Genomic DNA, 25,024 nt, shown 5'->3' with positions numbered 1-25,024 from the left:
CTGGCGCCGGGTACCTATTACGCCCGGGTCGCGCGTTCCCGTGGCCAGGGCGGTTACGTGATCACGCCGCGGCTCGACCCGGTCGGTTACACCCCTGACCGCGAACCCAACGACAGCCTCGAGGAGGCGCAACCCATCCACCTCGGCGCGGACAGCACCGGCCTGCTCGGCTACGTTTCCAGAAACGAACGCGACACCGAGGACTGGTTCAGGGTCGAGACGGGTGCCGAAGGCGCGCTGGCGGTGAGTGTCGCCGCGCAGGAGAGCCTTCGCGTCACGTTGCGGTTGTACGACGCCGACGGACGCAGCCTGCGTGCGTCGACGGGCGGGTCGACTTCCAGCCGGGATGTCGAACGCACCGAACTTCCCGCCGGCGTCTATTTCATCCGTGTCGCGCGCAGCGGCGGCCAGGGCGGCTATACGGTCCGGCCGGTGTTCACGCCGGCCCCGTCCGCGGATCACCGCTGAATGGTCGCCCTCGCCGGCGGTTGCGGCCCCGCCTGCTTCCGAGCGACCCCTGGCGGGGCTGGTCAGGCTTATACGAATCAGGCGCTTGGATTCGTCATGATCCGAGGTCCGTGGACAACCGCCACAAAAGACGAACGCAGGACAGGAAATGACAAAAACGGCACGTGAGCCAGGCAGCAAACCCGAGGGTGGGACAGCCCCATCGGACTCTTCCCGGGAAACGGTATCAGAGAACGTCATCCGGCACGGCAACGAGTACCGCTGGCTTCATGACGTTAGCCTGTGGAGGGATACTGTCATCCCCTTGATGCTCTTCAGGCTGATTTTGCTGGCAGCGCTGATTCCGGCGCTGCTGCTCCTGGTGATCGAAACCCTGGAGGGGTCCTTCTTGAGGGGCCTGCAAGCATTTGGCCAAGTCTATTTGATTGTTGCCAGCATCATGCTGGGTCTGTTCATCATCGCATACCCCCTTTACGTCCTGGTCAGCGGTGGCCGCTACTCGATCCTTTTCGAGATGGATGACAAGGGCATCGATCACATCGAGATGCCGTCCAGAGGGGTCAAACGGACCGATCTGCTGGCTCGGGTGGGGTTCCTTGCAGGTCTGGCATCCGGCAATCCATCGGCTTCGGGCGCCAGCCTGCTGGCCCTGTCGCGCAAACGCATGCACACACCATTCAATCGGGTGCGCAAAGTCGTAGTGTACGAGCGCAAGGGCGTTGTCAAGTTGATCGCCCGCAACATGACACGGAACCTGATTTATGCCCAGCCAGCCGATTTCAAGCTGATCAAGGATCTATTGCTTGAACGCTGCCCCCGGAAGGCCACGGTCATTTATCGCTGACCGAACAGCCCAACCGCAAAAAATGAGGGGTCCGACCCTGCTGCGTTCACCATGAAGGAAACACCCGCAGCCGATAACCGTTCCGATCGCCCTGTGAAACACTCTTGATCCAGGAAGACGCTGATTGAATCGCACGTCCGCGTGGGTGCCCGCCCAGTTTCTCGAGACAAGCGTTCCGAGACAAGACGCGTCGTGCAGCGGGTAGTGGTTCTGCCCGCCCGTTTTCGATGGATTCGGGGCGCAACGCAGGATCGGGCCATATTCATTCAGAATCGGGGGGGGCACCAGCCCCGCAAGCCATTGAAAGCAGGGGATCGTCCGCCCGTTGTTAATCAAAAACGGGCGCGGGAACGGCGTTGCGGCTCACCTGTAGCAGAATGACTGCACGGCCGCCGCGCTTCAAACGCACGCAAAAGCGACTCGAGCGCGGACGCGCGATTCAATCAGCGTCTCCCTGGACGCCCACCGGGGAAAACGCCGCGGTCCGATGCGGGTGATTCAAGTACACTGCCGGGCTTTCCGATAGGCCACCCCACGCAATGAACCGCCTGTTCCGTTCCACCGCCGTCGTCAGTGGCATGACCATGATCTCCCGGGTCATGGGCTATCTGCGCGACATGGTGCTGGCGGTGACCTTCGGCGCCGGCTCGGCCACCGATGCCTTCTTTGTCGCCTTTCGCATCCCCAATTTCCTGCGCCGGCTGTTTGCCGAGGGCGCGTTCAACCAGGCATTCGTGCCGGTGTTCGCCGAGTTCCGCGAAAAGCGCGGGCGCGAGGCCCTGCGTGACCTGCTGGACCACACCGCCGGCACGCTGATGGCCGTGGTCGCGGTGATCACGCTGCTCGGGGTGCTCGCCGCCCCGCTGCTGATCTGGGTGTTCGCGCCAGGCCTGGCCACCCAGGAAGAAGGCCGCCAGGACCTGGCCGCGCAGATGCTGCGCATCACCTTCCCCTACCTGCTGTTCATCTCGCTGACTGCGATGGCCGCGGGCATCCTGAACAGCATCGGGCGTTTTGCCGTGCCCGCCTTCACCCCGGTATTCCTGAACCTCGCGCTGATCGTGGCCGCGCTGTGGCTGGCACCGCTGTTCGCCGAACCCATCGTCGCGCTGGCCTGGGGCGTATTCATCGCCGGCGCCCTGCAACTGGCCTTCCAGATCCCGTTTCTGTGGCGCGCCGGGCTGCTGCCACGGCCCCGCCTGCGCCGCGCCCACGAGGGGGTTCGGCGCATCGTGAAGCTGATGCTGCCGGCGATCCTGGGCACCTCGGTGGTGCAGATCAACCTGCTGGTGGACACCCTGATCGCCTCGTTCCTGGTGGCGGGGTCGATCTCCTGGCTCTACTTCGGGGACCGTTTCGTGGAGCTGCCGCTGGCACTGTTCGGGATCGCGATCGGCACCGTGATCCTTCCGCGTCTGGCGCGGCAGTACAACCAGGCCGACCCGGCCGCCTTCAACCGCACCCTGGACTGGGCCCTGCGCCTGGCGATGCTGGTCGCGCTGCCCTCCATGCTCGGGCTGATCGTGCTGGCCGTCCCGATCCTCGCCACACTGATCCAGTACCAGGCCTTTACCCAGTTCGATACCTACATGACGGCGATGGCGCTCGCGGCCTACGCCCTCGGGCTACCCGGGTTCATCCTGATCAAGGTGCTGGCCCCCGGGTTTTTCGCTCGTCAGGACACGAAGACACCGGTGAAGATCGCGATCATCGCGATGCTCTGGAACATGGTCCTGAACGCCGCCTTCGTGCTGCCCTGGTACCTGTCGGGCACGCCCGGGGCGCACGCCGGGCTGGCGCTGGCCACCTCGGCCTCGGCCTACATCAACGCGGGTCTGCTCTATCGCGGCCTGATCCGCGAGGGCATCTACCAGCCGGGGCCGGGGCTGCGCCGGCTGCGCCTCGGCCTGCCGGCCGCGCTGATGGCCATGGTGGCCGTGCTGGTCCTGCTATCGCCCGGCTTCGGCCAGTGGACCGAATGGTCGGCCGACACCCGCCTGCTGACCCTGGCCGGGCTGATCGCGGCCGGCGCCACGACCCTCGTGCTGACCCTGCTGGCCGCAGGGCTGCGCCCGCGCCACCTGCTGTTGCGGGAAGCACAGTAGTGATGTCGGGGCGCTTAGGGAAACAATGGTTAAGGTACACGCTCGCGTTGGCACCCCAGGTTTTCCGAGACAAGGCGCGGTGCGCAGCCGGTAGTGGTTCTACCGGCAAGGGCCGCAACGCAGGATCGGGGAACCTGGGGTGCCAACCCCGAAGGGGCTCGGCCGCCAGTTGTTATCGAAAACGGGCGTGGGAACGGCGTTGCGGCTCACCTGTAGCAGAATGACTGCACGGCCGTCACCGCGCATTAAACGCACGCAAAAGCGACTCGAGCGCGAGCATGTACCTTAATCATTGTTTCCCTGACGGGTTATACTGGCGGTTTTGCGCGAGATTGGAGCGATGCGGCTGATTCGCGGCCTCGGGCCGTCCGACAGCAGGGCCTCCACGGCATCCACCGTGCGCGGCGCGGTGGTGAGCATTGGCAACTTTGATGGCCTGCACCGTGGCCATCAGGCGGTCATGGGGCGTCTGCTCGAGGCAGCGGCGGAACGCGGGGCACCGTCGGTGCTGATCACGTTCGAGCCGTTGCCACGCGAATACTTCGGCAGCCGCCCGGAGGCGCCAGAGCCCCCTGGACGGTTGCAACGGCTGCGCGATCGCCTGGTCACCCTGGACGCCACCGCGCTCACGGCGGTCTGGATCCTGCGCTTCGACGCCCGGCTGGCCGGGCTGTCGGCAACGGCATTTGTCGACGAGGTGCTGCACCGGCGCCTGGGAGCACAGCATGTGCTGGTCGGGGACGACTTCCGCTTTGGCCGTGGCCGAGCCGGCGACCAGGCGCTGATGCGCGAACGCGGCAAGGCGCTGGGCTTTACGGTGGAATCCACCCCCACGGTTGCGGATGCCGAGGGCCGGATCAGCAGCACCCGCGTACGCGCTGCTGCTCTGAGTGGCGATTTCACACGCATGGCCGAACTGCTCGGCCGGCGTTATCGCCTGCACGGGCGTGTCGCGCACGGCGACAAGCGCGGACGCAGCATTGGCTTCCCCACCGCAAACCTGCGCATGGGGCCCTGGCCGCTGGCATTGCGTGGCGTCTACTCCGGGTGGCTGCAACGCGCCTCGGGCGAGCGCCTGCCGGCGGTGGCCAATATCGGCTGGCGCCCGACCGTGGGCGGTACCGAGCAGCGGCTCGAGGCCCATGTACTGGAAGGCGCGCCGGAGCTCTACGGCGAGCCCATATGCTTCGAACCGATCGCGCAGGTGCGCGGCGAGCAACGCTTCGACGGCCTGGACGCCCTGCGCGCCCAGATCGCGCGCGACGTCGAAATGGCGCGCGAACACATCAAGGAATTCAGCTGAAACCCGGCCCCAAGGGCCGCCCCGGGATAGACCATGGCACGCAAACCGGCTCCGCCGAACCCCTACAAGGACACCCTGAACCTTCCGGAGACGGCCTTTCCGATGCGCGCGGGCCTGGCCCAGCGCGAGCCGGAATGGCTGGAGGCATGGAAGGCAGAGGACCGCTACCACCGGCTGCGCGAGCACTGCGTCGGACGGCCGCGCTTCGTGCTGGCCGACGGCCCGCCCTACGCCAACGGCTCGATCCATGTTGGCCATGCGGTCAACAAGATCCTGAAGGACATCATCGTCAAGAGCCGCACCCTGTCGGGTTTTGATGCCCCCTATGTGCCAGGCTGGGACTGCCACGGCCTGCCGATCGAGCTGAAGGTGGAGCAGAACCTGGGCAAGGCCGGGCGCGACGTCGACGCCGCCAGCTTCCGCAAGGCCTGCCGCGAATACGCGCAGGAGCAGGTGGACGGGCAAAGCGCGGACTTCCAGCGCCTGGGGGTACTGGGCGACTGGGACAACCCCTATCTGACCATGAACCACCAGGTAGAGGCCGATACGGTGCGCGCCCTGGCACGCATCTACAAACGCGGCCATGTACAGATGGGCGAGAAGCCGGTGCACTGGTGCGTGGATTGCGGCTCGGCCCTGGCCGAGGCCGAGGTCGAGTACGAGAACAAGATCTCGCAGGCAATCGATGTGCGCTTTCGCGTGGTTGACGATATCGACTTCCTGCGCCGCTTCGACGACATCGACGGCTCGCGCGGCCCCATCAGCGTGGTGATCTGGACCACCACACCCTGGACCCTGCCGGCCAACCAGGCGGTGGCACTGAATCCGGAGCTGGACTACGCCCTGGTGGAGCTGGAACACGAGCGCATCCTGCTGGCCGAGGCGCTGGTCGAGGACTGTCTGGCCCGCTACTCGCTGGGCGAGGGCCGCATCGTCGCGCGGGCCAGGGGGCAGGCACTGGAAGGCCTGATGCTGCAGCACCCGTTCCTGGAGCACGAGGTGCCGCTGATCCTGGGGGCCCACGTGACCACCGAGAGCGGGACCGGCGCGGTTCACACCGCCCCCGGTCATGGCCAGGACGACTACACGGTCGGTCTGCAGTACAACCTGGCCGTTCACAACCCGGTCGGGCCGGACGGGCGTTTCCTGGCGGACACGCCCTACTTCGCCGGCGAGAACGTGCATCAGGCCAACGGCCACGTGATCGAGGTACTCAAGGAACACGGCGCGCTGGTCGTCAACCGCAAGTTCGAGCACAGCTATCCGCACTGCTGGCGCCACAAGACCCCGATCATCTTCCGCGCCACCCCGCAGTGGTTCATCGGCATGGAACGCGCCGAACTGCGCGCGGACACGTTGAAGGCCATCTCCGAGACCCACTGGATGCCGAACTGGGGCGAGGCCCGCATCCACGGCATGGTGGTGAACCGCCCGGACTGGTGCATCTCGCGCCAGCGCAACTGGGGCGTGCCCATCCCGTTCTTCGTGCACAAGGAGACCAACCGCCTTCACCCGCACACCGCCGAGCTGGCCGAACAGGTCGCGCAGCGCATCGAGCAGGAGGGCATCGAGGCCTGGTTCCGGCTGGACCCGAAGGAACTGCTGGGCGACAAGGCGGACGACTACATCAAGCTGAACGACACCCTGGACGTGTGGTTCGACTCGGGCGTACTGCACTCCACCGTGGTGGAGCAACGCCCGGAACTGGGCAGGCTGCCCGTGGACCTGTTCCTGGAGGGCTCCGACCAGCATCGCGGCTGGTTCCAGTCCAGCCTGCTGACCAGTGTCGCGATGCGCGGCGAGGCCCCGTACAAGGCAGTGCTGACCCACGGCTTCACCGTGGACGAGAACGGCGAGAAGATGTCCAAGTCGCGCGGCAACGTGGTCGCGCCGCAGGAAGTCGTCTCCACCCTGGGTGCAGACATCCTGCGTCTGTGGGTCGCCGCCACCGACTTCTCCGGCGAGATGGCGATCTCGAAGGACATCCTCGACCGCACCGCCGATGCCTATCGCCGCATCCGCAATACCACCCGCTTCCTGCTCGGTAACCTTAACGGCTTCGAGCCACAGCAGCACGCCCTCGCACTGGACGATCTGCTGCCGCTGGATCGCTGGATCGTGGCCCGCGCGCTGCAGGTGCAGGAGCAGGTCACCCGTGCCTACGACAACTACCAGTTTCACCAGATCTACCAGCGGGTGCACAACTTCTGCTCGGTGGAGCTCGGCAGCTTCTACCTGGATGTAATCAAGGATCGTCAGTACACCACCCGGGCCGATTCGCACGCCCGACGTTCGGCGCAGACCGCTCTGTATCACGTGGCCGAAGCGCTGACCCGCTGGATCGCACCGATCCTGACCTTCACCTCCGAGGAGATCTGGCAGCTATTGCCCGGCGAGCGCCCGGAGAGCGTGCTGTTCGCCACCTGGTACGAGGGGCTGGCCCCGATGCCGGCGGACGCCGCCTTCTCCGACGCCGACTGGGACCGCATCCTGGAGGTGCGCACCCACGTCGCCCGCGCCCTGGAGCTGGCGCGCAACGAACAGGGCATCGGCGCCTCGCTGAACGCGGAAATCGAACTGTTCCTGCCGGCGACATCGACGGCGCGCGGCCTGCTCGAACGCCTCGGAGACGAACTGCGCTTCGTGCTGATTACGTCCGGGGCACGACTGGCCGACACCCCCGCCCCGGAGACCGCGCACAGCGTCGAACTGGAAGACGGGACGGCCCTCGGCGTAGTCGTACACAAGAGCGAACAGCCGAAATGCGTGCGCTGCTGGCACCGCCGGGCGGACGTCGGCGAGCACGCCGAACACCCCGAACTGTGCGGACGCTGTGTCAGCAATGTGGTGGGCCCGGGCGAAACCCGGCGCTTCGCCTGATGCCGCTGCGCGGGTCCGGCCTGTTCCCCGGTCTGGCGATCGCAGCGCTGATAGCGCTGATCGACCAGGTGACCAAGCGCTGGGCGGAACAGGCCCTGACGTTGTTCGCCCCGGTCGAAGTCACCAGCTTCTTCAACCTGTCGCTGGTCTACAACCCCGGCGCGGCCTTCAGCTTCCTGGCCGGCGCCGGCGACTGGGGGCGCTGGCTGCTGACGACCATCGCCGTGATCATCGGGCTGCTGATCACGTTCTGGCTGGCCCGCCTGCCGCGCAACGCATGGTGGTCCGTGGTTGCGCTGGGGCTGGTCCTGGGCGGGGCCATCGGCAACCTCATCGACCGCCTGCGCCTGGGCGCGGTGGTGGATTTCCTCGACTTTCACTGGGCCGGCTACCACTGGCCCGCCTTCAACGTGGCGGACATGGCCATCGTGGTGGGGGCGGTCACACTGATTGTGGCCACCTTCCTCGAGGATGACCGCACCCCTTCGTCAACGCATCGGGAGTAAACATGACCACTGCCACCAAAGGCGCGCATATCGAGCTGCACTACCGCCTGATCCTGGAAGGCGGCTTCGTCGTGGACGAAACCGGCGCCGACCCCATTACGCTGGAGATCGGGTCCGGCGAGATCCTGCCCGGGCTGGAGGACCTCCTGGTGGGTCTGGAGGCCGGGGACCACCGGGAATTTGCGATCGAGGCCGGTGTCATGTTCCCGTTCCCGGACCCGGCCGCAATCCAGCAGATGCCGCGTTCGCAGTTCCCGGAAGATCTGCCGCTGCAAGTGGACTACATCTACGAATTCAACAGTCCGGGCGGCGAGACCGTGCCCGGCCGCATTACCGCAGTAGAGGACAGTGCCGTGACCGTGGATTTCAACCATCCACTGGCCGGGCAGAACTTCACTTTCGAAGTGGATGTGCTATCGGTACGGGAACCGTAGGGCAATCGGCCCCAGGAGAACAGCATGAGCATGCAAGCCCAGCTCGCCAATCCGCGCGGCTTTTGTGCCGGGGTAGAGCGCGCCATCGAAATCGTGGAACGCGCCCTCGAGATTTACGGCGCCCCTCTGTATGTCCGCCACGAGGTCGTGCACAACCGCCACGTGGTCGGACGCCTGACGGATGCGGGGGTCGTCTTCGTCGACGAACTGGATGCGGTCCCCGACGGGCAGGTGGTGATCTTCTCTGCCCATGGCGTACCCCGGCGCGTGCAGCAGGAGGCCGAACGTCGGGGCCTCACGGTATTCGATGCCACCTGCCCGCTGGTCACCAAGGTGCACCTGGAGGTGGCCCGCTATGCCCGCGAGGGCCGCGAGGTGGTGCTGATCGGCCATGCCGGACACCCGGAGGTCGAGGGCACGCTGGGCCAGTTCGACCACTCGCAGGGTGGTCGCATGATGCTGGTGGAGACGGTCGCGGACGTCGCTGACCTCGAGGTCGCCAATCCCGACCGCCTCGCCTTCGTCAGCCAGACCACGCTATCGATGGACGACACCGCCGAGGTCATCGACGCCCTGACCGCGCGCTTCCCGAAGATCGAGGGCCCGCGCAAGATGGATATCTGCTACGCGACGCAGAACCGCCAGGACGCGGTCAAGGATCTGGCCAAACAGTGCGACCTGCTGCTCGTGGTCGGCTCGAAGAACAGCTCCAACTCCAACCGTCTCGCCGAGATCGGCGCGCGCATGGGGGTCGAGTCCCATCTGGTGGATGGCGCCAGTGACATCGAGACGGACTGGTTGCAGGGCAAACAGCGCATAGGCGTGACCGCAGGGGCCTCGGCACCCGAGGTCCTGGTCAACGAGGTCCTCGAGCGCCTGCGCGCGCATGGCGTCGACACCGTCTCCGAGCTCTCCGGGCGCGAGGAGACGGTCACCTTCTCCATCCCCGTCCCACTGCGCCGCGAATCCGCCTGAAAACACTGCTTGCGGGAGGCGATAAGAACTCGAAGAACTGAAGGAACACGGGATTGGGACGCAGCGTACACACCCGCCGTCACTGGCAGGTCCGCAAACGTCAGGGCACCACACCCGGAAACCCTTCACGTCTTTCCGACTTCCTGCTTCCTGTTATCCGCCCTTAACCTTGTTCTGGATGCCTAAGCGACATGGATGATCGACTGCGTTTCCGGCTGAGTATTCGCTGCCCCGACCAGCACGGCATTGTCTCGCGCATTGCCACAGCCATTGCCGACAGCGAAGGCTGGATTACCGAGGCCGCCCAGCATACCGATGCAGAGGCGGGCTGGTTCTTCATGCGCTGGGTGTTCTCGCTGCCCGGCCCGGCCGAATCCGGCCTGCGCGAGCGCCTGGAGACGCTGGCCGGCGACCTCGACATGGACTGGTCCCTGGCGACCACCGACACCCGGGCGCGGGTGGTCCTGCTCGCCTCGCGCGAGCCGCATTGCCTCAGCGACCTGCTGGCCCGCTGGAGCGCGGGCGAACTGGCCATGGACATCCCCGCGATCCTCTCCAACCACCGCGACCTCGAACCACTGGCTGCCTGCCACGGCATCCCGTTCGAGCACCTTCCGGTACCCAGGACCGGGCGCGAGGCCGCCTTCGAACAATTACAACAACGCCTGCGCCAGCTCGCCCCCGATACCATCGTGCTGGCCCGTTACATGCAGATCCTGCCCCCGGGGCTGTGCGCCGAATACCCCGAGCGCATCCTCAACATCCACCACAGCTTCCTGCCGTCATTCGTGGGCGCCCGCCCCTATCACCAGGCCTTTGCCCGCGGCGTCAAACTGATCGGCGCCACCTGCCACTACGTGACCGACGAACTGGATGCCGGCCCGATCATCGAACAGGACGTCACTCGCATCCGCCACGACGAAGGCGTACAGGACCTGATCCGCAAGGGCCGCGACGTCGAACGCTGGGTGCTCGCCCGCGGTCTGCGCTACCACCTCGAGGGCCGCGTACTCACCCACGGCAACAAGACCGTCGTGTTCAACTAACGCTGCCGGCGCACCGGACTTTACCGCTTCACGCCGCGCACCCTCTCTGTATTCCTTCCGGACCAGCGACTTGTCGGGGTTGGGGGATCTCGCGTGCGTATTGGGAGAACGAGGCGCAGGGACGATGCAACCCGAGAGAGCGGCAAAGGGACCGCTCTCTCGCACGCGCAGTCGATCCGCCCCAGCTCCTGCAGGCTGCTAGACTCCAGTCTTGACCCGAAACAAACCTCCGGAGCGTAGAACCATGCATGCACGTCGCGACAGGATGATCTCGATACTCGGCGCCATGGCCCTCGGGGCCTTGCTCGTCATGGGCCTCGGAACGGCTCAGGCCGACACCCTGCCGGACACGGCCGAACGCGTGCAGCAATCGGTTGTCGGAATTGCCACATTCAAGCCAACACGCAGCCCGCGGGCCGACTATATGGGGACGGGCTTCGTGGTCGGCGACGGGCGCCTGGTGGTCACCAATTTCCACGTCATCCCGGAGTCGCTCGACACCGAGCGGCGCGAACGCCTGGTGGTCATCAGCGGACACGGCCGCGATACCGAGATCCATCATGCCGAGGTAGTGGCGCAGTCGGTCGATCACGACCTGGCCTTGCTGCGGATTTCCGCCCCGTCGCTCCCTGCCCTGCGTCTGGGCTCATCCGACGCGGTACGAATCGGCGAGGAACTCGCATTTACCGGCTATCCCATCGGCATGATTCTCGGGCTTTATCCCGCCACGCATCGGGCGAGCGTCGCCGCCCGGACGCCGATGGTCATCCCCGCGCGCAGCTCGTCCGAACTCGACGAGCGCCGTATCCGCGCCTTGCGAAACAACCCGCCCATGGTGTTCCAGCTGGACGCCACCGCCTATCCCGGCAACAGCGGCAGCCCGGTCTATCGCAAGGACTCGGGCGCGGTCGTCGGCGTGGTCAACCAGGTGTTCGTGCAGGGCGGACGCGAGGCCGCGGTCAGCCAGCCCAGTGGCATCAGCTACGCAATACCGTCCGACCGCATCCGCCCCCTGCTGGATGAATACCACGCGAACGGCAACTGACCGCCCGCGCCCGTCCCGTCACGGGCGGGCGCAACACCGGGAGATGCGAGCGGGTGAATGAATCAGGGTTTCCCTACGCCTGGTGGCGCGCGTTCTCCTCATCGTCCTTCGGGGCGAGAAAGGCCTTGTAGAACAAGTGCCGCACCAGAAGACCCGGCGGCATCTTGAGCCAGTGCCCGCGCAGGAACAGCAACCCGCGGGCGGTGGCATCCTGCAGGGGGGTACATGAAGCGGCCCGCGCCTGGCTGCCGTGGCGAAACATCCAGCGCGCGGCCGGACTGATTCGCCGCGCACCCGACGCAGCGGCGAGACGCACCGTTGCCTCGCGCGGGATGTCGGTACCCAGGTGACGATGACACAGCCAGAGCGCCCGTTGCACCAGCCAGGTCACCTTCAGGGCCTCAGCCTCCACGACCAGCTCCTCCCAGAAAGCATTGCCGTCGCGCGCCGCAAAATGGTTCGTCAGGACGTGGATGTCGTATACGTCGCGCAGGCCACGCTCCCAGTCGGTCTCGGAGAACAGGTGCACCATCGCATGCAATACCATGTGCGCCGGTGCCAGCATACGGAAGCGCCACGGACCCGGCACGGCCACGCTGCGTTCGTGCAGCCGGTCGGCATCCGGCTTTACCTGGAACGTACGAGGCAGGATATTGTGGTGCAGATCCAGGGTCGTCCCGCGCTGGCGATGGGCCAGCGGCGGGAGTTCGTGCATCCACTCGCGATAATAGCGCTGGTCATAGTCGTCATGGTGCGAACCGACCCATCCCTCGAAGAACAGCAGCGACTCGGCGCGCTCGACCTCGGACTCCGGAAAAAGCAGGTCAATATCGTTGGCCAGACGCCCGTGGGCATTGGGCAGATCGGCGAGCAAATACGCCGCGCCCTTCAACAGCACCGGCGGCGCCATGCGCGTCAACAGGCCCCTGCTCAGCTCTTCCAGCTCCCAGCGCAGGGCCTCGGCACGGCGTTCGGCCACCCATGCCGCCCCCGTCAAGTGCAACACCACCGGTTCCGGCAGGTCCTGGTCGCAGCCGGCCTCCCGCGCTCGTTGCCAGAGCGCGCCGAGCAGGGATGTCTCACGCGCCGCTGCAAGCATCGCGGACCATTCCGCCCCGGTCCGCTCGGTCATGCTTTCCGGCCGCGCAAGCGCCAGGCAAAGCGCGGGGTTACCGTCCATGGGCCAGCTCATCGAACACGGTCATCGCCTCGGCGAGATCGCCATAGACAAAATCAAAGGCACGCACACGATCGCTCAGCGCCCCCAGGCCATGGAAGGCCCGGGCCCCCAACGCTGCGTAATTGAAGGTATTGTCGATCAGGCCGACCAGACAGGCCCCCGGGCTGCGCTCGGTAAACCGCGCCTGCGCCCCCTTGCAATACCGCGGAAACACCACCCATGCGGGGCTTGCCGGCGCCCCGGCACGCTCCACCGCCCCCCGGGGTGGAGACATATGCGATACGGTCCCCTTCAGCGTGTCATGGACCGGCGGGTTCAGGCGTGCCTCCGGGCAGAAGTCACGAATCACTTCAATCGAGGCGTTTTTGAGGCTGACCGGCCGTGCGGGCCCGGATACCGTGCCTGCATCCACGTCCAGCAACACGGATTCATCAGTCAACAAACGCCAGCCATTGTGGGACAGAGCGGCGCAAAGAGTGCTCTTGCCGGACCCCGGAGGAGCCGGCAGCAAAAGCGCACGACCCTCCCGCTCCAGCGCCGCGGCATGCAGGACAAGACGATGCTGAACCAGGCTGGTAATGCACCAGTTCATGCCCCACTCGAGCATCGGATAGGCCTGGTGAAAGGCGAGCGGCTTGAACACACTGCGCCGGTCGGACAGGAACAACACCTGCGGGTGATAAAATCGGCGCAGCGTCCGCGGGGCACGCAGCTCACAGTCAAAATCGTGGAAACCACCCGGCTCGTGCACGGGGTAATCACGGTAAACCGAAGCCAGCCCGGCGGCCACGCTGGGGATCCGGCTGCGGATTCGCGTTACAAAGGGGCCGGTCTTCAGAAGCAGCCCGTCACCGACGAGGCGGTGACGCAGCGCATCCGGCCCCAGACAGCGCACAGAGACGGTCTCTTGGGAAACACTGATCAATGTACACGCTCGCGACGATCGCCCAAATCGGACAGGCTCCCGGGGAAAGCCCGATGAATGTACCCACTCGCGTTGGCATCCCGGACTTGCGGAGACCAGGCGCAGCGCGCACAACCGGTAGCGATGTCACCCGCCCCCGTTTTTCTATCCAGACGTTTGCTGCATTCGAACCACCCTGCCGGATCGGGGAACCCGGCGCGCCAACTCCACAGGAGATTGATGCGGTGGCTCGGCCACCCGGTGTGATCAAGAACAAGGGTGGTGACGACGTTGCGGCATCCTGGCTTGTACAAAATGGGTGCACGGCAGTCACCACTGCCTCCCTCGAACGCTAAAGCGCCGCAGGCGCGAGGGTGTACATCAATCCGCGTTCCCCCGGAGACACTCCACATGTTCCCGAATCAGCCGATGGTTTAACAGCGCGGCGACCCACTCGGCAAGGGGGCCACCACCGGCATCATCCCATTCAAGACAGTCGGACAAATCGGAGCGCCGTAACGGACCCCGTTCCCGCAAGCAGTGGAGGATCTCACCCGCCACCGCATCGAGAAGATGCGTATCGCCAGTGCCGACATGAAATGCAGCCCACTGCTCACCGCACTGGCGCAAGTGGACGCCCTGGACAATCTGCAGGGCATTGTCAGACACGGCCTCGGGTCCAACCGCCAACAGCAGGAAGACCGAACCCGGCCGATCAGGGCCCCCAGGTCGGGGTGCCCATCGTATTCTCGAGGAAGGCCTTCACCTGCTCCGGTTCCAGACGATCGCCACTGTTGGCAACAAGGAATCCCTGGTTCAGTGTCGCGGTCACGATCCTGCGGACCTGCATTTCAGTAAGGGGGTAACCCGAGGTATGACGTGCGTTCAGCAAAGCCGCCACACCGAGGCGGATGATATCCCGCTCATGTGGCACGCCCGTGAGCGCCCGGATACTGCCGGGGTCCGACACAGCCCGAAACAGCGTGAGTGGAACTTCGTCCACCGAGCCCCCGTTACCACCCGACTCCGCGGGTTGCAGATAGACATTCGTGATATCCGGAAAACCGTGTTCCGACACGAATTCGCCGCCTTGTTCGACCACATCGCGCCAGCCCGAGTGATGCACGAATGCCGGACTGTTGAAATCCGGATTCCCCTCGCTGTCAGCAGCACCCCAGTAACCCGAAGGCTCGCCACCGCAGTCCTCGGGCTGGTCGTGACGCGACGTATTGCCGGAGACCCAGCCGGAAGGCATGCAGTTGGCACCGGCTGCTTTCAGTGGCGCGGCATGCAGCGTCATCAGCACCGGGGCCGTGCCCAGTGCCGCCTTACCCAATCGGCGACGGTTGCGCCCGCGTGCATCCAGCGACTCCTTGGAAGTGTCGGGTCGGGGGTCCTGTTGTTCGCTGCTCATCCGTTTTCCTCCGAGACGCGTTGCGAGGGCGTGTTAGTCACGCCTTGTTCGCGTCCGATCTCGCATGCCATTGTTCCGAGAACCAGAGCCACATCGTAGCGCGATCATCGGCCCGATGCCTATCATGGTTGCGTACTTCTTGTTTGACGAATGATCATGCAAAATCGAGACCACCACCGATCACGCCAGCAACATTCTGTTTGGGCGGGTGTTTTTTGCAACCACCCATGGCACGACAGGCCGCCGCGACAAAAAGCGTAAAGAAACATGACAACTCCCCAGGGGCCCGACATCCGGATTGACCAGTGCCTGACCCGACAGGCCCTCGCGCGCCCCAATGCAGCGGCACTGGAGAGCGCCCGGGGCTGTCTGTCCTTCGCGGCACTGGAAAACGAGACCCAGCGCGCAGCCTCGCGACTCATGGAACTGGGACTGCAGCGCGGCGACCGGGTCGCCATTTTTCTGGAAAAACGCCCCGAGGCGGTGGTCGCCATACTCGCCACCGCACGGGCTGGCGGGATCTTCATACCAGTGAACCCGGCCCTGCGGCAACGCCAGGTGGCGCACATCCTGAGCCATTCAGCAGCGCGCGTGCTGGTGACGTCGAGCGCCCGGCTGGACACACTGCAAGTAGCCGATTGGCCGGACACCCTCGAGCAGGTACTGGTAGTCGATCACGACAACCACGCGAATCCCGGATCATCCAGCGCCAGGGACCGGTCGGGTCTGGACGATCATCACGATCGAGGCGCGAGCGTAACGCCATTTTCCCGGTCTCTCGAGCTCCATAGCGGGGACCATCTGACGAGCGAGAGCGGAAAAAGGGGTCACGCCCCCACACGCGCGGCAGATCCGCCCCCAATCCGACAGGCTGGCGACTGGCATCGGTCACCGACGGCAAAGTTAGACGTGTCCGCGACCGTGACCGAACACGACCCTGTCGCCATCCTTTACACATCGGGCAGCACCGGGGCCCCGAAGGGGGTCCTGCTGTCCCACCGCAATCTCCTGGCGGGTGCTGAAAGCGTGGCCGGGTACCTGCGCCTGGACACCGACGACCGGATCATGGCAGCCCTGCCATTCAGCTTCGACTATGGACTCAACCAGGTGCTGTCGAGCCTGCATACAGGGGCCTGCTGCCGGCTCACGGAATACCTCTCCCCGGCTGGATTGCTGGAAGAGGCCGCCCAGTTTGGCACCACCACGCTGGCGGGGGTCCCGACACTGTGGCAGGCGCTCGCACGCGAGACCTGGCCCGAGGCCCTGCTCAGCACGCTACGACGCATGACCAACACCGGCGGGCGACTTCCCGAGGCCACGGTGCGCAGTCTGCGCGAACGCGCCCCCGAGACCCGGCTGTTCCTGATGTACGGGCTGACAGAGGCATTCCGGTCGACTTATCTGCCACCGGAACTCGTCGACCAGTACCCGAGTTCGATCGGACGCGCGGTCCCCAACGCCGAACTGGCCGTGGTACGCGCAGATGGCACGCCCTGCGCGCCCGGGGAAGAGGGAGAACTGGTCCACCGGGGCGCCTTCGTCGCGCTGGGCTACTGGAATGACCCTGCGGCGACAGCCGCACGTTTTCGCCCCTGGCCTCTGACCCCTCCGGAACACCCGCTACCGGAGCTGGCCGTGTGGTCCGGTGATCGTGTGGTTCAGGACGAACAAGGGCTGCTGTATTTTGCCGGACGCGGGGACGACATGATCAAGACTTCGGGCTACCGCGTCAGCCCTACCGAAGTGGAAACGGTACTCCTGGAATCCGCAGAGGTCATAACGGCTGCAGCTTTCGGGGTAGCGGACACCACACTGGGCCAGGCGATCGCGGTCATCTATCAGCCCGCGAGCCCCGCCAGCACCCCGGAACGCCTGCAACGCTGGTGCCGGAAAACGCTGCCCGGATACATGCAGCCTCGCATCTGGATCACGCTTCCGGATGGACTCCCGCACACGCCACACGGCAAGATCGACCGCAACCGTCTGCGGCGCGAGCTGGAGGACGGCACCCTCCAACCAGCAGCGGAACCCCATGGCACGCGAACCTGAATCCGGCACCCACTACTGGCCCCCCGGGCTGGAGCACGGCGAACACGGCGAGCTGAGAATCGCCGGCCAGCCCGTGCACGCACTCGCCGCCCAGCACGGCACCCCCCTGTACGTATACGACGCGGAGGATGCCGGCGAGCGCATCCAGGCCCTGCGCAGCCGGCTCCCCCACGGGGTTCGGCTGCATTATGCGGTCAAGGCCAACCCGCACTCGCAACTGCTGCATCGACTGGCGCCCTGGCTGGACGGCATGGATGTCGCCTCGGCCGGCGAACTCCTGCGCGCGCGGCAGGCCGGCATCGCACCCGGGAACATCTCCATGGCCGGTCCCGGCAAGACCGACCACGACCTGCAAGCCGCCATCCACGCCGGGTGTGTCATCGGGGTCGAATCCTTCGGCCAGTTGCACCGCATCGCCGATCAGGCGCGCGAGCACGGACACCGCGCGCCCGTCAGCATACGCATCAACCCCGACTTTCGGCTGAAGGCCTCGGGCATGCACATGGGGGGCGGGGCATCACCGTTCGGGATCGATGCCGAGGCCGTGCCGGAGATCCTGGAGGAGGCCCGACACCTGCCCGTCTTCGTCGCCGGATTTCAGGTCTATGCGGGTTCACAGAATCTCCACGCCGACGCGATCGTGGAGGCGCAAGCGCGTTCCCTGGCCCTGATTCTGGAACTGTGCCCGGCCGGCATCATCCCCGAATTCGTCAATCTCGGCGGTGGCTTCGGCATCCCCTATTTTCCGGGGGATCGGCCGCTGGAAATCACCCCCGTGACCGAGGGTCTGGAACGACTGCAGTCGCAACTGCAGGAGCGCTGGCCGGAGACCCGGCTGGTGCTGGAGCTGGGGCGTTACCTGGTCGGCGAATCCGGCGTGTATATCACGCGCGTAGTCGATCGCAAGGTCTCCTGTGGCGAGACCTTCCTGGTCACCGACGGCGGGATGCATCATCACCTCGCGGCCTCCGGCAACCTGGGCCAGGTGGTGCGACGCAACTACCCGGTGGCCCTTGCAACGCGACTGAACAACCCGGAAACCGAGACCGTCAACATCGTCGGGCCGCTCTGCACGCCGCTGGACCGCCTGGCCATGCGCGTCCGCATGCCACATGCCGAACCGGGCGACCTGATCGCCATCTTCCAGTCCGGCGCATACGGCCTCACGGCCAGCCCTGCCGCCTTCCTCGACCACCCCCTGCCGGCCGAAATCGTACTTTGACGAAACATCGGCTACGACACGCCCCCGAGACGCGACAGGCCTGGCGACGCTCTCGCCAGCACCCGTGATCCGGGTCTCACCTGCGGCGCAGACGCAAAATGAAGGAATGACTCAGGGCTGAACCGAGCGGGGGAAGCGCACGCAGCAACCCGCGCACCGGGGCACTCTCGAACAGCGGCTGCAGCCGGGCCACGCGCCCCGGCACCAGCGGCATCCAGTGGCAGGCAACCGGCTCCAGACCCACCTGCCGGGCCGCCGCCATCAGCCCCTCCCGAGTGTCGTAGCGCAGATGCGGTGCACGGCCTGCACGGCGCCGCCGGGCCTCCTGAACCCGGGTCGGCAAACAATGGGCATTCAGTGCATCCACCCAGAGTTCACCGCCGGGATGCAGAACCCGGGCCATTTCGGCCAGCGCCCCCTCGGGGCCCGCAAGGGCCTGCATGACGCCGAAGCAGAGGATGCCGTCAGCACAGGCCTCCGGATATGGCAACTGGTGAATGTCTGCCGCCAGCCATTCGATCCCCTCGGGGCTTCGATCCCGGGCCTTCTGCACGGACGGAGCAGAGTAATCCAGGCCCGTGACCTGGTGGCCCTCGGCATGCAACATCCGCGTATACGTCCCGGCGCCACAGCCAATATCCAGCCAGCGCCCCGGCGGCAGACGGGCCTGCTGCCACCAGTGACGAAACTGGCGGACACGGCTGCTCAGGCCGGTAGGGGTCCAGCCTGCGATACCGGCATCGTCGTCCCACTGCGCCCCGCGCTCAACAAACCGGCGCCGCCAGCGCTGCTCGAAATCCGATCCTGTCATGCCGACTTGCCCCCGACCGCGCACCCCGCGCGCTGCATCACCGCAGCCTGCACCACCTGCACGGCGTAAGTGCTGCGCAACCCCTGCAGGCACAACACAGCTACACCCCGGGCGATCACCGACACCCGGTTCGGCGCCATGCGCGTATTGTTGGCAATAATGCCCTCGTCCTGCGTCGAAAACCGATGCATAAACTGACGTCCGCCCCCTTTGAACATAGCGGTCCTGGCAAAGACTGGAAGGTGGATTCTACGGGCCTGCCAGCACGAAGCCGAATCGAGCGTGAGTTGGGCCGGTTGCCGCTCCCCGGCACACGGACTAGGCTTTCGGTGAAGAACCGATGCAGGTCGAGCCCGACCCGCCCCCAAACAGACGAGCCGTACGCCCTTGACCACCTTCCTCCACCGATTCCGCAGCCGCCGGCGCGAACTGGGGCTCGCTAACGCGCTGCTTCTGGGGCTGCACGGCGCGCTGAAGCACGTGAACGATCGCCTGGGCCTCGCCCGCTATTACCTGGTGGCCCAGCCAGTGGGGCACTTGCGCGCTCCGGCCGCACGCCAGAGCGACCTGCAGGTCCGTGACATCACCAACGACCCCGACGCCCTGGAACGCCTGCCACGTACACGCGCCCAGGTGCACTACCGCCTGGAGCAGGGCGGCATCTGTCTGGCGGCGTTTGCCCACGGGGAAGAACAGATGCTCGGGTTCATCTGGCTGTTGTTCGGCCCCTACAACGAAGACGAGCACCGTTGTGTTCTGCGACCGGCCGGGCAACCCCCAAGCGCGCTGGATGTCGACGTCTACGTATTCCCGGAAGCCCGCGGCGGACTGGTATTCGCGGAGCTCTGGCGGGCCGCAGACCGTGCCCTGCAGGCCCGCGGCATCGCCTGGAGCCTGAGTCGCATATCCGCTTACAACGCCAGCTCCCTGCGCGCCCACGAACGGCTCGGCGCCCGGCGCATCGGAAGCCTGTACTTTCTGCAGCTCGGTGGCCTGGAAGTCATGCTGACCGGCCGCCCGCCCTTTATCGCCTTCAGCCGTCCCGAAGGGCCTCCACCGAGTGTCACGCTACGGCCGCCCCGCGCCCCGAGCCAGGGAGACGCTGATTGAATCGCACGTCCGCGCTCGAGTCACTTTTGTGTGCGTCTAATGCGCGGTGACTGCTGTTCAGTCGTTCTGCTACAGATGAGCCGTAACGCTGTGCGCACACCCGTTTTTGATCAACAACAGGCGGCCGAGCCCCTGCTTTCAGTGGCCTGCGGGGCTGGTACCCCCCGATTCTGAATGAATATGGCCCGATCCTGCGTTACGCCCCGAATCCATCAGAAACGGGCGGGTAGAGCCACTACCCGCTATACGACGCGCCTTGTCTCAGACCGTTTGTCTCCAAAAACCGGGGGGCACCCACGCGGACGGACGATTCAATCAGCGTCTCCCCGGGAGCCTGTCGAACCCGGGACGGATCTGCTGTGCGCACAGGGGAAGACCCTATCAGGCCCAGCAGGAGCACCAGGTAAAACAGCAGGGCAACCGACGGAGAGAAGAGTACGGTCCCGAATACGCCTACGACCAGGACACCACTGACCGCGGCCAGGCTACCCAGCGCCAGCCAGTCGCCACGCAAGGCCCGGAGCAACAGCACCCACCCGGCCGCCAGCGTGAGCCAGGCGAATGCAACCAGCCCCAGCAGTCCCTGCTCGAAATAGACCTCCAGCCACTGGTTTTCCACCCGCCACGGCCACAGGTGATCGGTGGTGAAGTACCAGTGGCGGGCGCCCGACTCGAAATCGCCGTTACGCAGAACGTCACGGCCATCGGGCGCCGTCAATCGCACGGCATCCACCTCGATTACCGTATCGCCCCCGGCATGGTCGATGGACAGAACGAGCCCGCGGCGCAACGGCCAGGGCCGGCCGTCCATTTCGCTCAGGTCCAGCGCGGTGATACCCTCCTGCCACCCGTCACCGGGGTCAACGGACACGGACCCGGAAACACACTGGAAGGAGTGACGTACCGGCTTCTCGCACAGGTATACCCCCAGACGTCCGCCAGCGGCCGCGCGTACGCGCACCTCCAGCGCGTGTGGCGCCGTCCGCGCCGGCGCCACACGTTGATTGATATAGTACGAGTCTCCCGGCCCGAGGCGTAACCGCCCGTCACCGAAGGCGAAATTCGCCGGCAACCCCGCCTCTGCGTGCGCATCCCGATAGGCCCGCGCAAACTCGCCCAGCCCTCGACCCAGCAGCGAGTGGACCGCATGCCCCCCGGGCAGATCCAGCGCGAGATGCCAATGGTCCATGCGCGCCTCCAGGCCCTGACCGACCTGTGCCAGGCGTTGCTCCGCAAACCCGCTCAGCATGGCCGGCAACGCGGCGGCACTCAGCGCCAGCGCCACCCCGGCAGCCAATGCGGCTGGCCCGGGAAACGAGCGGCGCCCGCGCCAGGCAGCGACCAGGCCGACCAGCAACAGCACCAGGGCAACCGCCAGACCGGCATAGCCGCCCCGCGAATAGGTCATCGCGACCGCATAAACACCGCCCACGAAGAGCAGCCCCCCGGCGATCCACGCCAGCCAGGAACGTCGTGTCCAGCACCACGCCAGAGCCAGCGGCAGGGCCAGCACCAGAAAGGTTTCGATAGTCGGCCCACCCACCTGCATCTCGCCAAACCAGCCAGAGATGCGATAACGACTGTCAAAATCCAGCAGCCCCGGATACACCACGCGCTCCCTGAGTACGACCAGCAGCGCGGCCACGAGCCCCAGGGCAACGCCGGGGACAAACCAGCGGCGCACCGCCGCCCGCGGCGACTCCGGGCCCCATTGCAGGAGCCACAGCAGCACCGCCGCCCAGAAGACCCCGCGTGCCACCCGCAACGCATCCCAGTCGGTCAGATACGGCGCCACGGCGATGGGCCCCAGGTATGGCCACGGCCCCCAGGCCATGACCAGCGCCACTGCGGTCGAAACCAGCAGCAACCGCCAGGCCCAGCGCACGCCGGGCGATAACGCGGCCGGCTGTCGCCACCCCGACCCGCGCGCCAGCACGACCGCCACGGTCACGAGCAGGACCAAATCCAGCACCGACACCCGCAACGGCCCGGTATAAAGAGACAGATCCAGCAGCGGGATCGCCACGGGCACCACCAACAGCCAGGCCTGAGGCCTCCACGCCAGCAACGCCGCATAAGCCAGCAGCCCCGTCACCAGAGGAGCCGCGCCCACCGGCCAGCCTGCCGCCAGCCAGAGCGCCCACAGACCCGGCGTCAAAAACAGGATCTGGCGCCACCCCGGACGCCAGACGCCACCCCTGTCCGCCGACGCGACAGCGCTGGATGGTTCCGGTTCTGGCGTGCGCGGTGCGTCGCCGGGGGCTACGGTCAGCGCCCATCGCAGCCAGACCAGTACCCCGGCCGTCCCGCTCGCTGCCAGGGCCGCCAGCAGCAACGTGGTGGTATCGGGGCGCGCACCATCCACCACCAGCAGCTTCCCGGCCTCGACCACCAGAGCGACCACCAACCCGCTCAACGCCGCCCGAGCCAGCAGAGCCTGCCAGCGCCGTCCATGCGGCACCCACGCCAGCCACAACAGCACACCCAGCGGGGCATACATCGCCAGATGCAATACCACACTGCGCAGGGCGGCCGCCTCCGCAACCTGGTAATGGTAGAAAAATGGCCACAGCCGCAACCCCGCCAACCGTTCGGACGCGGCGTCGAAATCCAGCCCGTACGGCCCGAACCCGTGATTGACGCCGGCCAGGGCCACTACGTACAGCGGCACCATCACCAGCAACACGGGCAAACGCACCCATTGCAGCGTGCGGAGGAGCCGCTGCGGATGAATCGGCAGCACCCGAGCCAGGGCCAGACCGCCCATCATGCCCAGCGCACGCACCAGTGCCGAGCGACCTTCGGCCGTGCCCGACCAGGTCAGGAGGTTGGCCGCTTCCACCAGCGCCGCCAGCAGGACGACCAGCATCAGCGCCAGCCACGGGCTGTGCCCTCTGCCCCTGGCCCAGAGTCCCACCATAAGGCCCACCGGCAGGCTCAACAGCACCATCGCAAACAGCAGGGCCTGGCACTCGAAGCCTCCGACACAGGCCCCGCCAGCCGTCCACCAGCCCCATGCGTCCGAGGCCAGGCGCGTCCTCAGCTCGTCCACCGAAAGCACCAGGTCAAACGGCAGCAGCCCGACGATCAGATAAACCCCGAAATAGGCCGGGAGCACCCGTTGCAGTGCCCGCACGCCCCCCTGACCCAGGGCATGCAGGGCCAGGGCCAGCCGTTCCCGGAGCACAAACCAGCCAATGGCCCCCAGCAACGCACCAGTAAAGTTACCGAGGATGTCGGCCCCCGCCGGATACCGATAGGGCAGCCAGACCTGCAGAAACTCCACCGAAGCGGTGACCATCAGACCCAGCACCGCCGCGACCAGCACCGAGAGCAGCACCGTTCGGAACCGCGTAGCGGCAAACCCGATCCACGCAGCCAGAAAGAAACCCAACGGCAGGAACAGCAGCACATTGGAGACAAACTGCTGCCGGGCACCGATCCCCGGCGCCGTCAGCGTCATGCTGCGATACGTCTCCCAGGCCTGAGCAAGCCCCGTATCATCAAACTGGAACGGCAGCAGCGTCACATACAGCGCGATGGCCAGCGCGACCAGGGCCCCGCCCCCGCAGGCACCCCGGGACCAGGGCACCCGCACGCCCGAGGGAGCAAGACTCATCGCCGCACAAGGCGCCGCAATACCCGTTCCAGCCGGAATCGCCAGCGCGGCCGTTGCAGTCGCACCTGCACCATCTCCCCCTGGCCATTCCCCAGGCTGCGCTTGTACTGACTGTCACCCATCAGAAAGTCGTAGCGTGCAAAACCCAGAGCCGCCGCGCGGCCGATCGCCAGCGCATGACACACCAGACCCGGCTTCAACTTCGGGTCATCACGGTAACGAAACCCGCTCTGATAATTGCAGACGTAGTCACCCGCCGCCAAGTTGTAAAGATACCCGACGGGCCCGTCCGCGCCCTGGACCCTGAGCACCTGTGCCAGCCCGTCAGTCGTCCCCCGGGCTATCAGGCATTCATGGAAGTCGCGCATGAAGCGGTCGGAAAAGGCACCCGGCTTGCCACGAGCATTCCACTCCGCCTGGTGCCAGTTCACCATGGCCCGAAACCATTCCAGCGCCTGCTCCACGCTCGCGGCCGGCTCGACCTTCAGCGCAGCCTCGCCGCCGTACCCGCGCATGGCCCGACGGATCTGGTAGCGCGTGTTCCTGCTGAGCCCCGCCAGATAGTCGTCCGGCCCCGACATCCCCTGCAGGTCGACATAGTGAAAGGCCTTGCGATCCGCCACCACCGGCCGCAAGTCCAGGCCCTCCAGGGCCGGCTCCAGGCCGGTCCACCGCGTAGCCGCCAGCCATCCCAGCGAGAATTCATCCCAGCCGGGATCCTGCTGCAGCAAATCCCGCAGCAACTCGTGCAATGCCTGCGGCCCTCGCCCGGCCTGCCCGGCGAGCCCGTTGTGTTCCAGCGTCAGGCGATCGTAGCTCGCATCCCCCGTCTCGTTCAGGTGCACAACACGCACAGGGATCACGCGGGACCGCAACGCCCGCCGCCGGTACAACGCCGCAAACGCCGCCTGGCCCGCCGGCCCCGTCACCTGTACCGGTTCGGCCCTCACCCGGCCACCAGCGGCCTGCCGCAAACAGTCAAACCAGGCATACGTCAGGAAGGGGACACCGGGCTCACGTATGTCCAGCGCCGGCCACAGCGCGCGGGCCTCTTCCAGCGAAACTCGTGACAACCTCCAGTCGTACATCGAAACCCCAACCCGAAAACG

The 25,024-nt window shown here is 66.2% G+C and carries 21 protein-coding genes; 13 read left to right on the top strand and 8 right to left on the bottom strand.

Going from position 1 to position 25,024, the window contains the following annotated elements; all coding sequences use genetic code 11:
• From G332_RS12660 to G332_RS0104530, 10 genes are all read left to right on the top strand, one after another.
• On the top strand, nucleotides 1-468 hold a 468-nt coding region (locus G332_RS12660), incomplete at its 5' end, for a T9SS type A sorting domain-containing protein (RefSeq protein WP_038059514.1).
• Nucleotides 469-616: 148 nt separating this feature from the next.
• Nucleotides 617-1,312, top strand: a complete 696-nt coding sequence (locus tag G332_RS0104570; RefSeq protein WP_156000753.1) for a hypothetical protein — start codon at nucleotides 617-619, stop codon at nucleotides 1,310-1,312.
• Nucleotides 1,313-1,851: 539 nt separating this feature from the next.
• Nucleotides 1,852-3,417 (top strand): murein biosynthesis integral membrane protein MurJ, encoded by a 1,566-nt coding sequence (gene murJ, locus G332_RS0104565; RefSeq protein ID WP_019625817.1) that lies wholly within the window; start codon nucleotides 1,852-1,854, stop codon nucleotides 3,415-3,417.
• Nucleotides 3,418-3,757: 340 nt separating this feature from the next.
• Nucleotides 3,758-4,720 carry a bifunctional riboflavin kinase/FAD synthetase gene (locus G332_RS0104560; protein WP_019625816.1) on the top strand — a complete coding sequence of 321 codons (963 nt, stop codon included), beginning with the start codon at nucleotides 3,758-3,760 and terminating at the stop codon, nucleotides 4,718-4,720.
• A gap of 33 nt (nucleotides 4,721-4,753) precedes the next feature.
• Nucleotides 4,754-7,600 carry an isoleucine--tRNA ligase gene (ileS, locus tag G332_RS0104555; RefSeq protein WP_019625815.1) on the top strand — a complete coding sequence of 949 codons (2,847 nt, stop codon included), beginning with the start codon at nucleotides 4,754-4,756 and terminating at the stop codon, nucleotides 7,598-7,600.
• Complete coding sequence (lspA, locus tag G332_RS0104550) at nucleotides 7,600-8,106, top strand: signal peptidase II (protein ID WP_019625814.1); 507 nt, start codon at nucleotides 7,600-7,602, stop codon at nucleotides 8,104-8,106. Before ileS ends, lspA begins: the two co-directional genes overlap by 1 nt.
• Before the next feature lie 2 nt (nucleotides 8,107-8,108).
• Nucleotides 8,109-8,540 carry a peptidylprolyl isomerase gene (locus tag G332_RS0104545; RefSeq protein ID WP_019625813.1) on the top strand — a complete coding sequence of 144 codons (432 nt, stop codon included), beginning with the start codon at nucleotides 8,109-8,111 and terminating at the stop codon, nucleotides 8,538-8,540.
• A gap of 24 nt (nucleotides 8,541-8,564) precedes the next feature.
• Nucleotides 8,565-9,515 (top strand): 4-hydroxy-3-methylbut-2-enyl diphosphate reductase, encoded by a 951-nt coding sequence (ispH, locus tag G332_RS0104540; protein ID WP_019625812.1) that lies wholly within the window; start codon nucleotides 8,565-8,567, stop codon nucleotides 9,513-9,515.
• 191 nt (nucleotides 9,516-9,706) lie between these two features.
• The gene (gene purU / locus G332_RS0104535; RefSeq protein WP_019625811.1) at nucleotides 9,707-10,561 is read left to right on the top strand and encodes a formyltetrahydrofolate deformylase; all 855 of its coding nucleotides are present in this window, start codon (nucleotides 9,707-9,709) and stop codon (nucleotides 10,559-10,561) included.
• A 286-nt stretch (nucleotides 10,562-10,847) separates the two neighbouring features.
• Nucleotides 10,848-11,606, top strand: a complete 759-nt coding sequence (locus tag G332_RS0104530; RefSeq protein WP_026340600.1) for a serine protease — start codon at nucleotides 10,848-10,850, stop codon at nucleotides 11,604-11,606.
• A 73-nt stretch (nucleotides 11,607-11,679) separates the two neighbouring features.
• On the opposite strand, the gene G332_RS0104525 is transcribed toward G332_RS0104530, so the two are convergent.
• The 4 genes from G332_RS0104525 to G332_RS0104515 form a co-directional block, all read right to left on the bottom strand.
• Nucleotides 11,680-12,786 (bottom strand): nucleotidyltransferase family protein, encoded by a 1,107-nt coding sequence (locus G332_RS0104525; protein WP_026340599.1) that lies wholly within the window; start codon nucleotides 12,784-12,786, stop codon nucleotides 11,680-11,682.
• On the bottom strand, nucleotides 12,776-13,681 hold the full coding sequence (locus tag G332_RS0104520) for an HprK-related kinase A (protein ID WP_019625808.1): 906 nt from the start codon (nucleotides 13,679-13,681) through the stop codon (nucleotides 12,776-12,778). The genes G332_RS0104525 and G332_RS0104520 overlap by 11 nt, the downstream gene beginning before the upstream one ends.
• A gap of 390 nt (nucleotides 13,682-14,071) precedes the next feature.
• Nucleotides 14,072-14,359 (bottom strand): HPr-rel-A system PqqD family peptide chaperone, encoded by a 288-nt coding sequence (locus G332_RS13860; protein ID WP_196800042.1) that lies wholly within the window; start codon nucleotides 14,357-14,359, stop codon nucleotides 14,072-14,074.
• Nucleotides 14,360-14,405: 46 nt separating this feature from the next.
• Complete coding sequence (locus G332_RS0104515) at nucleotides 14,406-15,104, bottom strand: hypothetical protein (protein ID WP_019625807.1); 699 nt, start codon at nucleotides 15,102-15,104, stop codon at nucleotides 14,406-14,408.
• A 267-nt stretch (nucleotides 15,105-15,371) separates the two neighbouring features.
• Here G332_RS0104515 and G332_RS12655 point away from each other — a divergent pair, with 267 nt between their 5' ends.
• Nucleotides 15,372-17,153, top strand: a complete 1,782-nt coding sequence (locus G332_RS12655) for an AMP-binding protein (RefSeq protein ID WP_038059513.1) — start codon at nucleotides 15,372-15,374, stop codon at nucleotides 17,151-17,153.
• Nucleotides 17,137-18,375 carry a pyridoxal-dependent decarboxylase, exosortase A system-associated gene (locus tag G332_RS0104505; protein WP_019625805.1) on the top strand — a complete coding sequence of 413 codons (1,239 nt, stop codon included), beginning with the start codon at nucleotides 17,137-17,139 and terminating at the stop codon, nucleotides 18,373-18,375. Before G332_RS12655 ends, G332_RS0104505 begins: the two co-directional genes overlap by 17 nt.
• A 76-nt stretch (nucleotides 18,376-18,451) precedes the next feature.
• Here G332_RS0104505 and G332_RS0104500 read toward each other — a convergent pair whose 3' ends face one another.
• Entirely contained in the window at nucleotides 18,452-19,186 is a 735-nt protein-coding gene (locus G332_RS0104500) for a bifunctional 2-polyprenyl-6-hydroxyphenol methylase/3-demethylubiquinol 3-O-methyltransferase UbiG (protein ID WP_019625804.1), read from the bottom strand.
• On the bottom strand, nucleotides 19,183-19,377 hold the full coding sequence (locus tag G332_RS0104495; RefSeq protein WP_156000751.1) for a hypothetical protein: 195 nt from the start codon (nucleotides 19,375-19,377) through the stop codon (nucleotides 19,183-19,185). The genes G332_RS0104500 and G332_RS0104495 overlap by 4 nt, the downstream gene beginning before the upstream one ends.
• Nucleotides 19,378-19,573: 196 nt before the next feature.
• On the opposite strand from G332_RS0104495, the gene G332_RS0104490 reads away from it, so the two are divergent.
• Nucleotides 19,574-20,296, top strand: a complete 723-nt coding sequence (locus tag G332_RS0104490; RefSeq protein ID WP_019625802.1) for a hypothetical protein — start codon at nucleotides 19,574-19,576, stop codon at nucleotides 20,294-20,296.
• 235 nt (nucleotides 20,297-20,531) lie between these two features.
• Here the strand turns inward: G332_RS0104490 and G332_RS0104485 are convergent, their stop codons facing one another.
• Together G332_RS0104485 and G332_RS0104480 are read right to left on the bottom strand one after the other, a co-directional pair.
• Nucleotides 20,532-23,915 carry a VanZ family protein gene (locus tag G332_RS0104485; RefSeq protein ID WP_019625801.1) on the bottom strand — a complete coding sequence of 1,128 codons (3,384 nt, stop codon included), beginning with the start codon at nucleotides 23,913-23,915 and terminating at the stop codon, nucleotides 20,532-20,534.
• Entirely contained in the window at nucleotides 23,912-24,988 is a 1,077-nt protein-coding gene (locus G332_RS0104480; RefSeq protein WP_019625800.1) for a GNAT family N-acetyltransferase, read from the bottom strand. The genes G332_RS0104485 and G332_RS0104480 overlap by 4 nt, the downstream gene beginning before the upstream one ends.
• Between the last annotated feature and the right edge of the window lie 36 nt (nucleotides 24,989-25,024).

The sequence above is a fragment of the Thioalkalivibrio sp. ALJT genome, assembly GCF_000381825.1.
Taxonomy (GTDB): Bacteria; Pseudomonadota; Gammaproteobacteria; order Ectothiorhodospirales; family Ectothiorhodospiraceae; genus Thioalkalivibrio.
The sequence above is the reverse complement of the archived record's forward strand: the minus strand, read 5'-3'. Positions and strand labels throughout refer to the sequence as shown.